Below are 12406 nucleotides of genomic sequence, written 5' to 3' on the forward strand. Positions count from 1 at the left end.
GTCCTGCCGCAGGCAAGCCATGCCCGCCGAAAATACCCCATTTCGCCTCTCAAGTCCGCAAGAAACGGGTGGCCCGGGCCTGACCGGGCGGCGAGAATAGGCCCGTAGTCCACATCTTCCAGATTCATGACACCTGCCCACCTGCTCCAACTGGTCACTCTGGCCGCCATCTGGGGCGCCTCTTTTCTTTTCATGCGCATCGCCGTGCCCGCGCTGGGACCGGTCTGGCTGATCGAATGGCGGGTGCTACTGGGGGCCTTGTCCCTGGCTCTGGCGGGGCGCTGGATCCGTCACAGCCTGCAGATGGGTGTGCACTGGCGCCACTACCTGCTGCTGGGCCTGTTCAACAGCGCGCTGCCCTTTGTGCTGTTCGCCTGGGCTGCGCAGACGCTCACGGCGTCCCTGCTTTCGGTGGTCAACGCCACGGCGCCGATCTGGGGCGCGGTGATCGCCTGGGCCTGGAGCCGCGAGCCGCTGACGCCCCGGGTGGCGGCCGGCCTGGCCCTGGGCGTGGCCGGTGTGGCCCTGCTCATGGGCCTGGACCCGGCCATGCTCAAGCCCGGCTCGGGCTGGGTGCTGGCCGGGGTGCTGCTGGCCCCCTGCTGCTACGCCATCGCCAGCCACTACGCCAAGTCGGCCGGCAATGCGCTCACGCCTTTTGCCAATGCCCACGGCAGCATGTGGGCAGCGACCGCGCTGCTCTGGCCTGTGCTGCCCCTGGCCGGCCATGCACCCCTGCCCGAGACGGCCACACCGGTGCTGGTCTGGGGCGCGGTCCTGGGCCTGGGCCTGCTGTGCACAGGCCTGGCCTATCTGATGTATTTCCGTCTGGTGGCGGCGCTGGGCGCAGCCTCGGCCCTGACCGTGACCTTCCTGATCCCCGTCTTCGGCATCCTCTGGGGCCATCTCTTCCTGGGCGAGACCGTGGGCTGGCAGACACTGGCCGGCGCGCTGGTGGTGCTCACGGGTACGGCGCTGGTGACGGGTTTCGATCCACGCACGCTATGGGCACGCAAGGGAGCCAGCCATGGATGACGCACTGCTGGCAGAGTCCGGCCGCCAGTACGCGCTGGTGGCGCAGGCCATACGCTATCTGCGTGCACACGCGCAGCAGCAGCCCACGCTGGCCGAGGTCGCGCAGGCGGTGCACCTCAGCGAGCACCACCTGCAGCGCGTCTTTGCCGCCTGGGCCGGTATCTCGCCCAAGCGCTTTCTGCAGTACCTGAGCAAGGAGCACGCGCTGGCCGCCCTGCGTGAGGCGCAGGACGTGCTGGGTGCTGCGCAGGCCAGCGGTCTGTCGGGGCCGGGGCGCTTGCATGACCTGCTGGTGAGCTGCGAGGCCATGACGCCGGGCGAGATCAAGAGTGGTGGCGCCGGTGTGGCGCTGGCCTGGGGCGAGGCCGGCACACCCTTTGGCACGGTGCTGGTGGGCTGGACGCCGCGCGGTATCTGCTACCTGGCTTTTCTGGACGACAACAGTGCGCAGCGCCAGGACGAGCTGCGGACGGCCTGGCCGGCGGCGGCCATGCAACGCGACGACGGCGAGGCCAGGCGACTCATGGGCCAGGTGTTTCCGGACACGCCGCAGCCCGGCCGCCTGCACCTGCTGCTGCGCGGCACCAACTTCCAGCTCAAGGTCTGGGAGGCGCTGTTGCGCCTGCCGCCGGGGCGGCGCGTGTCCTACACGCAGCTAGCGGCACTGGCCGGGCAGCCCCGGGCGCAGCGGGCCGTAGGCAGCGCGCTGGCGGCCAACACCATCGGCTACCTGATCCCCTGTCACCGCGTGATCCGCGAGAGCGGAGAGAGCGGTCACTACCGCTGGGGCGACGAGCGCAAGAGTGCCATGCTGGCCTGGGAAGCTGCGCTCTCTACACCTTTGGCCGCTGAAGCGGCATAGGCGCCCGCAGAACCCGCACGCCAGCCCCGTGTTCTGTGGCGTGACCTGCAGAAGGGCAGGCGCTGGGGCAAGATGCAGCACCCGATTTCCTTTCTTCCCCTCCTTCTTCCATGACCACCCTGTTCACCCCCTTGCAAATGGGCGCGCTGACCGTGCCCAACCGTATCTTCATGGCCCCGCTCACGCGTGCGCGCGCCGGTGAGGCCCATCTGCCCAACGCCATGATGGCCGAGCACTACGCCCAGCGCGCCAGCGCCGGCCTGCTGATCGCCGAGGCCACCATGGCCATGGAGGGCAACTCCGCTTTCTGGAAAGAACCCGGCGTGCACTCCCAGGCACAAGTAGAAGGCTGGCGTCTGGTGACGGATGCCGTGCACAAGGCCGGCGGCCGCATCTTCCTGCAGCTCTGGCACGGTGGGCGGGCCTGTCACCCGGACCTGAACGGGGATGCCCAACCGGTGGCTCCCAGCGCCATCGCCATCACCAGCGACATGGTCTACACCCCCAAGGGCAAGGTGGCCTATGCCGTGCCGCGCGCGCTGCGCGACGACGAACTGCCCGGCATCGTGGCCGGCTTTCGCAAGGCGGCCGAGAATGCCAAGGCTGCGGGCTTCGACGGCGTGGAGGTGCACGGCGCCAACGGCTACCTGCTCGATGAATTCCTGCGTGACGGCTCCAACCAGCGCAGCGGTCCCTATGGTGGTTCGCGCGAGAACCGCGCCCGCCTGATGTTCGAGGTGCTGGAGGCCGTCAGTGGTGTCTGGGGCAGCGATCGTGTGGGTCTGCGCCTGTCGCCGCTGAACAGCTTCAACAGCATGATGGACAGCGACCCCGTGGGCCTGACGACCTGGCTGGCCGGGGAACTCAACCGTTTCAAGCTGGCCTATCTGCACCTGATGCGCGGTGACTTCAAGGGCCTGCAGAAGGGCGACCTCATGACACCGGCGCGCGCCGCCTACCAGGGCGTGCTGATCGGCAATATGGGTTACAGCGGCGCTGAGGCTGCGCAGGCCGTGGCTGCGGGCCAGCTCGATGCAGTGGCTTTTGGCGTGCCCTTCCTGGCCAACCCGGACCTGCCGGCGCGCTTGCGCGTCGGCGCGCCACTGAACGCGGCCAACCCCAAGACCTTCTACACCGAAGGCCCCGAGGGTTACACGGACTATCCCGTGCTGCAGGCCGCCTGAGCGCGGCCCCTGGCCCGGAGCGCATCCTGCGCGCCCGGGCCGGTTTGATCTGCGTCAACGGTGCTGTTCGACACCCTTGAGATTTGCAGGAGCAACTCCTATATTTTTGACGTGGCCGTTGCCGATCCGGTGGACCGCCGGCCAGCTTGAATACAGGAGGAATCCATGAACTCTCTCATTTCGCGCGGCAATCTCTTCGACGACTTTTTCCGCGACATGGCGCCCGGCTTCTACGTCAAGCCACTGCACGGCGACCCGCTGCCCAGCCCAGGCCAGATCCGTCTGGACGTGAAGGAAAACGGCAACGACTACACCGTCTCTGCCGAGATCCCGGGCGTGCGCAAGGACGATATCCACGTGACCATCGAAGGCGGCATGGTCGTGGTGCGGGCCGAGGTCAAGCAGGAGGACACGCACAAGGATGACAAGCAGCTGCGCAGCGAGCGTTATTTCGGCTCGGTCGCACGCAGCATCCAGCTGCCGCAGGACGTGGACCAGGCGCAGGCCAAGGCCAAATACGACAACGGCGTGCTCACGCTGACCTTGCCCAAGAAACAGGGCAAGGGCGGGCAGAAGCTGCGCATCGAGTGAAAAAGAAACGGGGGCCGCGGCCCCCGTTTTCCTGTCACGCCGTCGTCAGAGCTGTTCGAGCGTACTGCGACCGATCTGTTTCCAGGCCGACGGCGGCTGGCCCGGGCGCAGGCGCACCAGATAGACCTCGTCATTGGCCTGCCTGATGCGGGCCACGGCCTCGGCCACCGACAGGTCCAGCAGGACGGCCAGCACCAGCGGGTTGACCCCACCGTGTGCCGCGATGGCCACGCTGCCCGAGTGATGCCGCGTCGTGATCTCGCGCACGGCCGACTTCACGCGTTCGGCCTGGCTCTGCAGCGATTCGCCGCCGTCGAGCCCGTCGTCCAGCACGCTGCCGCGTCTGCCGAACTCGGCGTACAGGGCAGCGCTGCGCTCGTCTTCAAAGATCCCTTCGAACTTGCCGAAGGAGCGTTCGTTGAGCGCGGGCAGGGCTGTGACCGGCGTGCTGCCGGCAAAGGCGGCAGCGGTTTCCTGCGCGCGCTTGAGGCCGCTGCTGTAGATGTGCGCGAACTTCACGCCGGCCAGGCGCGAGGCCAGCTCGGCCGCCTGGCGGCGACCGGTGTCGTTGAGCACATTGTCGGTGCTGCCTTGCAGGCGCTTCTCGAGGTTCCAGCCGGTCTGGCCGTGGCGCACGAGGTAAAGGTCGAGCACAGGCTCGTCGTTCTGTGCTGCGGCACCGGCCATGAGGCCCGGGCCGAGCAGCAGGGTAAGCAGCAGGCTACGGCGTTGCATGGTGAGGACTCCGGGGTCGGCTCAGCGGGCGTTCAGCAGTTCAGGCACGTGCAGCAGGATGAACTCGTTGTCATCGTTGCGGCCGAGCTGGCGGCCTGAGGAGTAGGGCAGGTTGTTGTCGTTGGCAACGACGATGTGTGCTGCGTCCACCACGTCCACGTCCTCGATGGTCACGAAGGGGAAGGTGAACTTGCCGTCCTTGCCTCCCACCTTGGCCAGACCCTTGGGGTCTTGGATGTCCATCAGGTCGATGTAGCCGATCTTGCGCATGAAGCCGTCGGCGTCCACCTCTTTCAGGCTGACCTTGTAGACGCGCTTGAACTTGGCCGGCACGTTCTGGCAGTCCGGGCGGGCCGGACCATTGCAGGCCGTGCTCTCCAGGCCTTCGCCGTTGTCGCGCTCGATGATGAGGCCGGTGTCGGCGTCGATCATGTTGAAGTCGCCGATGTTGTTGCCCTTGACTTCGAGTGCGTACTTCCAGGAGCGGCCGGTCCATTCACCCTTGGCCGCGTTGAACTCCAGCACGCGCAGGTATTCGCGGCCGTCCTTGTTTTCCCATTGCTTGCCGGCTTCGTCCCACAGCGGGCCTTCGAGCAGGGGGTAGAGGAACTGGCCGTCCTTCGAGGCGGCCATGCCCTCGTAACCGCGCGAGCGGCGCACCGGGGTGTTGAAGGCGCCGGGCGTTGCAGGGGTGGTGACCGTGTAGTGGTCGGGTGAACGGGCCAGCTTGCCGTCGATCATCGTGCTGTAGACGGCCAGCACCTTGCCCTGGCGGGTGGTCTTGACCAGGTAGGGGCCGAGTTCGTCACCGAACCAGACGTGCTCGCCGATGAACTGCATGGATTCGATGTCGAAGTCCGCGCCCGTCAGGTAGCGTTTGGTCGTGCCTTCGTTGACGATGAGGAAGGGCACCTTGTGGTCCGGGTCGTGCAGGAACACGGTCTGCAGGCGCTGGACCTTGCCGCTCTTCCAGTCCGGCTTGACGTGGTGGAACATCAGCATGGCGTCGGCCGAGTTGGCCTTGCTCCCGTAACCGTTGTCGGTCAGCACCCAGTAGCTGCCGTCCTTCATGGCCTTGATGCCCGAGAAACCCTGCACGGGCTGGCCCTGGAAGGGCAGGTTGATGCCGGTGGGGCGGGGCGCCTCCTTGGCCGAGAGGAAGGACGTGCCGGCGATGACGTTCAGACGGTCTTCACGGCGGCCGTCGGGGGTGGTGTATTTGCCGGAGGTCTGCAGGCTGGCCGGTGCGTCCTTGGGCGCGGCGATGAAGCTGGTGGCCGGCAGGGCGGCGTGGCCGGCCAGGGTGGCAGGGAAGGCGGTCTGGGCCTGGGCAGGCGCCAGCGCGGCGAGACTCAGCAGTGACAGCAGCAGGGGAATGCGCATGATGGACTTGGGTTGGTTGAACACACAAGTCGCATGCTAGGAAGCGCAGATGACAGTACTGTGAAGGCTGTCCCGGCCTGCGCGCCGGGCCTCCTTGCCCAGGCTACATCATGGCGTAGCGCTTCTTGGCCTGTACCGCGTTGGCGATGTAGCCGCGTGTCTCCTCATAAGGCAGCTTGCTGCGCAGGGCGTTGTAGACCTCGTCGGGGCGCATGGCGTTGATGGCGTTCAGCGCCTCGTCCTGGCGTTCCCGCCCGCTCCTGCTGCTGAAGGCCCGGTACACATTGCTGGGGCCCGTGTTGTAGGCGGCGATGGCGCAGTACTCGCGCGACACCGGGTCGCGGATCTCGCGCAGCGGGCTGTCGTGGAGCAGCACGCCCAGGTAGGCCGAACCGAGCTCGATATTGTTCTCGGGGACGAACAGGAATTCCTTGCTGGGGATCACGTCCTCGTTGCGGGACTTGCGGTACGCTTCGCGCCCGCCGCTGGTCGGGACGAGCTGCATCATGCCGTAGGCCGGGGCACTGGAGACCGCGTAGGGGTTGAAGGAACTCTCGATGCGGATGATGGCGTAGATCAGGCTGCGGCTGACCCGGGTCTTCTCCGAGTTCTGGCGCACCAGGCTGGCGTACTGCAGGGCGCGTTTGTCGATGGCGGCGTTGACCATGTTCAGCTGCACGTAGAACACGGTCTTGGGCGTGCCGTTGACGTCGATGCTGCGCTGCTGCAGGCGGTTCTCGACCAGGTAGCTCGCGTAACGCTCCACGTCGTCGCGGGTCTTGAGGACGACGTTGTTCTGGTCCACCACGAGGTCCTGCAGATAGGGCTGACCGGTCAGAGTGACTTCCTTGTCCGAGAACAGGTCCACGGCGCCCGGGTCGCCCGGTGTGAGCACGGCCACGACGGTGGCGCGGCGCAGCTTGTCCTTGACCCCTTCTTCGTCCAGGTGCTCGATCAGGATGGTGCCGGCGTCGTAATCGACCACGACGCGGTTCTTGTAGTTCTCCGTGTACTTCACATAGCGCGTGCGGCTGGGCAGGGTGCCCGATTCGCGCTTGCCCCACTTCTCGCCGCTCTCCTTCTCCAGGTTGCCCATGAGCTTGTCGTATTCGTTCTTGATCTTGCGCAGATCGGCGAGCACGAGTTGCGGGTTGTAGGTGTAGGAGTTGACCCGGCTCTGGGCCATGCTGCGCAAGGCCGTTTCCGGGCTCCTGGCCGTGGCGATGTTCACCATCTGCTGTGTGCTGCAGGCCGACAAGGTCAGGGCGCCGGTGGCGCCCAGGAACATGCGTCGCTTCATGGTCATGGCGGGACTCCCTTTCGGGCCCGGTATCGGACCCCAGGCCATGTTAACGAAATTCCCTAGATGACGGACCAGTTGCGCGCGATTTGCAACACTTGTTGCACCGCGTCGGGGGCATCGCAGGGCACGACGCGGCGTTGCGGCATGGAGCGCAGCCAGGTGATCTGGCGTTTGGCCAGCTGGCGCGTGGCGTAGATACCGCGCTCACGCAACTCGCTCATCGGAAACACACCGTCCAGTACTTCCCAGGCCTGGCGGTAGCCCACGCAGCGCATGGAGGGCAGGTCCGGCCGCAGATCGCCTCGCGCACGCAGACGCTGTACCTCGTCCAGCAGACCCCCGGCCAGCATGGCGTCGAAGCGCCGGGCAATGCGCTCGTGCAGCCAGGCGCGGTCCTGTGGCTCCAGCGAGACCAGTGTGGTGGCGCTGGCCATGGCCGAGGGCTGGGCCTGGGCGCCGCGCGTGTGGAAGGAGGACAGGGGCTGGCCCGATACGCGGTACACCTCCAGCGCCCGCTGGATGCGCTGCGCGTCACCGGGCGCCAGGCGCGCGGCGGTGGGCGGGTCCACCCGCATCAACTCGGCGTGCAGGGCCGGCCAGCCCTGGGCCCGGGCCTCGGCCTCGATCTGTTCGCGCACTCGCGCGTCGGCCCTGGGCATGTCGTCGATGCCGTCGAACAGGGCCTTGAAGTACAGCATGGTGCCTCCCACCAGCAGCGGATATCGGTCGCGTGCGTGGATGGCGTGGATCAGCTCGGTGGCGTCCGCCACGAACTCGGCGGCGCTGTAGGCCTGCAGCGGGTCGCGGATGTTGATGAGGTGGTGCGGCACGGCGGCCAGTTCGGCCGCGCTGGGCTTGGCCGTGCCCACATCCATACCGCGGTAGACCAGGGCGGAATCGACGCTGATGATCTCCACCGGCAGTTCGGCGGCAATGGCCAGGGCCGCAGCCGTCTTTCCTGAAGCCGTCGGTCCGGCCAGGGCAAGACAGCGTGGCAGTTCAGTGTTCGGACTTGCCATGTTTCTGCACCAGGGTCCAGGCTGCGAGCGCGATCATCACGCTCCAGAAAAACACACCGTACATCAGGGGTCGTGCCGTGCCGTCCATGACCTCGCCCAGCACGCTGCCCATGAGGAAGGAGATCAGGGCCATGCCGAAGCCGTTGAGCGCCGAGGCCGCGCCCGCCGCGTAGGGGAAGGGGCCCACGGCACCGCTCTGGCTGCAGGGCTGGTGCACGCCGTGCGCCAGCATGAAGAGGTAGAAGGGGCCCATGATGGTCCAGCCTTTGTGCAGGCCGGCCAGCGCGAACACCCCCATGAGCGTGCCGCCGGCGAGCGTGAAGCAGCCCGCCAGGGCCACCGTACGGCGTACCCCGAAGCGCGGCAGCAGCCAGCGACAGCCCATGGTGCCCAGGATGTAGGTGAAGGACACCGAGCACATGATGAGACCGTAGGCCGGCCGCGAGACGCCCAGCACCTGGATGAAGATGAAGGACGAGGAGGCCAGCACCGTGAACAGCCCGCCGTAGGAGGCCGCCGACAGCGCCGACCAGGACCAGAAGGTGGGATGGCCCAGGATGCCGCGCCAGGTGGACAGCAAGGTGGCGGGCTGCAGGGCCAGCGGGTTTTTCTGTGCCAGGGTTTCCTCGTAGCGCCAGAACACCAGGGCCAGTGCGCCCGCACCGAACAGCGCCAGTGCCAGCAGCGCCACGCGCCAGCCGGCGATATCCGTGAGCAGGCCGCCCAGCGGCCCGCTGAGGCAGGCGATGATGCCCAGGCCCGTGAGACCCTTGGACATCACACGGGCGCCGTCCACCGGGCGGTAGAGGTCGCGCACGATGGCGCGCGCACACATCACGCCTGCGCCCATGGCCGCGCCCTGCAGCACACGTGCCACGATCAACAGCGCCATGGTGGGCGCCAGCGTGCTGACGAGTGAGGCCAGCACATAGGCGCCCAGGCCCCAGAGCAGGATGGGCCGGCGGCCAAAACGGTCCGACAGCGGGCCCCAGACCAGCTGCGAGAGACCGAAGGCCAGCAGCAGGGCCGTGAGCGTGAGCTGCGCCTGCGGCAGCGTGGCACCAAAGCCCTCGGTCAGTGCGGGCAGGGCCGGCAGGTAGAGATCGGTGGTGATCGGCTGCAGGCCCAGCAGCAGGGACAGCACGAGCACGATCAGGGCGGGGGACATGGCAGAAGCGGGGGCCGGGGAAGACATCCGGTCGAGGGTAGCAGATCGACCGGGCCGGTGAGCCCTGCGCACGGGGCGCTAACGCAGCCCGAACAGCTCGTTGATGGCCACCCGGTACTGCGCCTGCCCCACCGAGTTGGTGTTGTGGTGCGAGCCGCCCTCGACCAGCACAAAGGCCTTGCGGCCCGTGGCGGCGTCAAAGAGCCTGCGGCCGAGTTCGGGCGGGATCAGGTTGTCATTGGCGCCGTGCACCACCAGCAGGGGTGAGCCGATGTCGGGCACGCGCTTGACGGCCTCGAAGCGCTGGGTGATCAGCGGGCCTACGGGCAGCCAGCCCCATTTGAAGCTGCTGACCACGTCGGGGATGGATGTGAAGGTGCCTTCGACCAGGGTGCCGTACTCGTCCTCCACCTGGGCCGCCAGCTCGATGGCGATGGCGCCGCCCAGGGAGTGGCCGAAGATGTAACGCGGCCGGCCGGGGTACTGCCGGCCCAGCCAGTCCCAGGCCGCGCGGGCGTCCTCGTAGGCCATGGTTTCCGAAGGCAATTCAGGCGAGCTCTTGCCGAAGCCCCGGTAGTCCACCGCCAGTACCGAGAAACCGAGCTCCTGCATGCGTCGCGCGCGGAAGGCGGAACCCACCACGTTGAAGCGGGCGCCGTGCAGGTAGAGCATGACCGGGGCCTGGGGATTGCGGGCCAGGTCCGGGTGCGCCAGCCACAAGCCGTGCAGCTTGACGGGTTGGCCGGTTTCACGCGAGCTGAAGTTGACCCAGACATCGCTCATGCCCTGGGCGGCCTCGTCGCCGCGCCACCAGCTGCGGTCCGAGGGCTGGAAGATCCAGCCGCGCTGCTTCTCGTCCAGCGTGGCGCAGCCCGTGATCAGGGCGAAGGCCGCCAGCAGGGCCAGGAGCAGCAGGAACCAGCGTTTCATCCATGGAATGATGCCCGGCTTCGACCCGAAGTTCCCGCGGAAGCGCCAAAACCCCGGCCCTGTGGGGTCTTGACAAGACCTTGAGGTGAGGCGGCGTCCGTGCACACTTGTAAACTCGATCTCATCTTTCACGGGGGCACCCATGCGAACTCTGCTTTTCATCCTCGGGGCGCTGGCCTGTGCCGGCTGGACGCCGGCACAGGCGGGCAAGACCCTGGACGTCATCAAACAGCGCGACCAGATTGCCGTGGGTGTCAGCACGGGGGTGCCGGGTTTTTCGGCGGCCGACAGCCAGGGGCAGTGGACCGGCCTGGACGTGGACATCGCCAAGGCCGTGGCGGCCGCCCTGCTGGGCGACGCGCGCAAGATCAAGTGGGTGCCCCTGGCCTCGCAGCAGCGTTTCACGGCCCTGCAGTCGGGTGAGGTGGATGTGCTGTCGCGCAACACCACGGTCACCATGACCCGCGATGCCTCCATGGGCCTGGCGTTCACGGCGGTGGTGTTCTATGACGGGCAGGGTTTCATGGCGCCGGCCAGACTCAAGATCAAGAGTGCCAAGCAGCTCAAGGGGGCCACGGTGTGCGTGCAGTCCGGCACCACCTCGGAGAAGAACCTGACGGACTACTCGCGCATCCACAAGCTCAACCTCAAACCGGTGGTGTTCGATAACTTCGAAGCGGCCAACGCAGCCTACTTCGCCGGTCGCTGCCAGGCCTACACCACCGATATCTCGGGCCTGGCCTCGGTGCGCGCCAAGGACGTGCGCCAGGCGAAAGACCACGCCATCCTGCCCGAGCGGATCTCCAAGGAGCCGCTGGGCCCGCTGGTACGCCGGGGCGACGACGAGTGGCTGGCGGTGGTGCGCTGGGTGGTGAACGGCCTGATCGAAGCGGAGGAAAACGGCATCACCCAGGCCAATGTGGATGAGCTCAAGGCGCAGACCACCGACCCCGTGATCGGGCGCCTGCTCGGCAAGACGGAAGACACAGGCAAGCTGCTGGGCCTGGACCGTGACTGGCTGGCGCGGGCCCTGAAGGCGGTGGGCAATTACGGCGAGATCTACGAGCGCAATGTGGGCGAAAAAACCCTGCTGGGCCTGCCGCGCGCCAGCAACCGGCTGTGGACCGAGGGCGGCCTGCTTTATGCCCTGCCTGTGCGGTGAGTGATACGCCCCTGATCCCGCCGCGACCCGCGCCCAAGCGCGCGGCCCGGCCCGGCTCGCTGCGCAACCCGGCCGTGCGCAGCCTGCTCTGGCAGACCCTGGCCGTAAGCGCCACCCTGGCCCTGCTTGGCTGGCTGACCCACAACACCCTGGCCAATATGGCCGCGCGCGGCATTCAGGGGGGCTGGGATCTGCTGTGGCAGACGGCTGGTTTCGACATCGGCGAGCGGCCGATCGCCTTTGAATCCACCGACAGCTACGGTCGCGCTTTCCTGGTCGGTTTGCTCAACACCCTGCGTGTGGCCCTGCTGGGCATCGTGTTGTGCACCTTGCTGGGCGCGTTGATCGGCGTGGGACGCCTGTCGCGCAACGGGCCCATGCGTTTCCTTTGCCGGGCCTATGTGGAGTTCTTCCGCAACGTGCCCCTGCTGGTTCAACTGCTGGTCTGGTACCTGCTGCTGGTGACGTACCTGCCCGATGCGAGCCAGGCCTGGCATAGCCATGAGCTGGTTTTCCTGAGCAAGGCCGGGCTGGCCCTGCCTGCACCCGCCTGGGAGGGCGGCGGCTGGCATTGGGAGGTGCCGGTGCTGGAAGGGTATGCGCTGGTCGGCGGCGCCAGCCTGTCGCCCGAATTTCTGGCCGTGCTGGCAGGGCTGACGTTCTACACCGCGGCTTTTGTCGCAGAGGTGGTGCGCGCGGGCATCACCGCCGTGCCACGGGGGCAGGTGGAGGCCGCCTGGAGCATAGGCCTCAGCCGGCGCCAGACGCTGTGGCGTGTCACCGGGCCACAGGCCTTGCGGGTGGTGGTGCCCCCGCTGACCAACCAGTACCTGAACCTGACCAAGAATTCCTCGCTGGCGGTGGCCGTGGGCTACCCGGATCTGGTGTCCATCGCCAACACCACCCTCAACCAGACCGGCCACGCCCTGGAGTGCATCGCCATCATCATGGCGGTGTACCTCAGCCTGTCCTTGCTGACCGCCGGGCTCATGGGGGTCCTGAACCGCCGGGCGGCCTTGCGTGAGAGGTGAAGT

The 12406-nt window shown here is 67.3% G+C and carries 12 protein-coding genes; 6 read left to right on the plus strand and 6 right to left on the minus strand.

Annotated elements, in window-relative coordinates; translation table 11 throughout:
* Positions 1-126: 126 nt before the first annotated feature.
* From AC07NT_RS03610 to AC07NT_RS03625, 4 genes are all read left to right on the plus strand, one after another.
* Entirely contained in the window at positions 127-1035 is a 909-nt protein-coding gene (locus tag AC07NT_RS03610; protein WP_498597795.1) for a DMT family transporter, read from the plus strand.
* Positions 1028-1897, plus strand: a complete 870-nt coding sequence (locus tag AC07NT_RS03615; RefSeq protein WP_498597794.1) for a methylated-DNA--[protein]-cysteine S-methyltransferase — start codon at positions 1028-1030, stop codon at positions 1895-1897. The genes AC07NT_RS03610 and AC07NT_RS03615 overlap by 8 nt, the downstream gene beginning before the upstream one ends.
* A gap of 110 nt (positions 1898-2007) precedes the next feature.
* Positions 2008-3081 (plus strand): alkene reductase, encoded by a 1074-nt coding sequence (locus tag AC07NT_RS03620; RefSeq protein ID WP_498597793.1) that lies wholly within the window; start codon positions 2008-2010, stop codon positions 3079-3081.
* 165 nt (positions 3082-3246) lie between these two features.
* Positions 3247-3672 (plus strand): Hsp20/alpha crystallin family protein, encoded by a 426-nt coding sequence (locus AC07NT_RS03625; protein WP_498597792.1) that lies wholly within the window; start codon positions 3247-3249, stop codon positions 3670-3672.
* A 45-nt stretch (positions 3673-3717) separates the two neighbouring features.
* On the opposite strand, the gene AC07NT_RS03630 is transcribed toward AC07NT_RS03625, so the two are convergent.
* The 6 genes from AC07NT_RS03630 to AC07NT_RS03655 form a co-directional block, all read right to left on the minus strand.
* On the minus strand, positions 3718-4407 hold the full coding sequence (locus AC07NT_RS03630; RefSeq protein WP_498597791.1) for a histidine phosphatase family protein: 690 nt from the start codon (positions 4405-4407) through the stop codon (positions 3718-3720).
* A gap of 21 nt (positions 4408-4428) precedes the next feature.
* Positions 4429-5790 carry an esterase-like activity of phytase family protein gene (locus AC07NT_RS03635; RefSeq protein ID WP_498598506.1) on the minus strand — a complete coding sequence of 454 codons (1362 nt, stop codon included), beginning with the start codon at positions 5788-5790 and terminating at the stop codon, positions 4429-4431.
* Positions 5791-5893: 103 nt separating this feature from the next.
* Positions 5894-7096, minus strand: a complete 1203-nt coding sequence (locus tag AC07NT_RS03640; protein ID WP_498597790.1) for a murein transglycosylase domain-containing protein — start codon at positions 7094-7096, stop codon at positions 5894-5896.
* Between the two features lie 56 nt (positions 7097-7152).
* On the minus strand, positions 7153-8112 hold the full coding sequence (miaA, locus tag AC07NT_RS03645; RefSeq protein WP_498597789.1) for a tRNA (adenosine(37)-N6)-dimethylallyltransferase MiaA: 960 nt from the start codon (positions 8110-8112) through the stop codon (positions 7153-7155).
* The gene (locus tag AC07NT_RS03650) at positions 8093-9280 is read right to left on the minus strand and encodes a multidrug effflux MFS transporter (RefSeq protein WP_498597788.1); all 1188 of its coding nucleotides are present in this window, start codon (positions 9278-9280) and stop codon (positions 8093-8095) included. The genes miaA and AC07NT_RS03650 overlap by 20 nt, the downstream gene beginning before the upstream one ends.
* Positions 9281-9358: 78 nt before the next feature.
* Positions 9359-10210, minus strand: a complete 852-nt coding sequence (locus AC07NT_RS03655; protein ID WP_498597787.1) for an alpha/beta hydrolase — start codon at positions 10208-10210, stop codon at positions 9359-9361.
* A gap of 142 nt (positions 10211-10352) precedes the next feature.
* Between AC07NT_RS03655 and AC07NT_RS03660 the strand changes: the two genes are divergently transcribed.
* Both AC07NT_RS03660 and AC07NT_RS03665 read left to right on the plus strand, forming a co-directional pair.
* Complete coding sequence (locus AC07NT_RS03660) at positions 10353-11372, plus strand: amino acid ABC transporter substrate-binding protein (protein WP_498597786.1); 1020 nt, start codon at positions 10353-10355, stop codon at positions 11370-11372.
* Entirely contained in the window at positions 11369-12403 is a 1035-nt protein-coding gene (locus AC07NT_RS03665) for an amino acid ABC transporter permease (protein ID WP_498597785.1), read from the plus strand. The genes AC07NT_RS03660 and AC07NT_RS03665 overlap by 4 nt, the downstream gene beginning before the upstream one ends.
* Positions 12404-12406: the final 3 nt, after the last annotated feature.

The organism is Hylemonella sp. GW821-FHT10B10 (genome assembly GCF_059415585.1).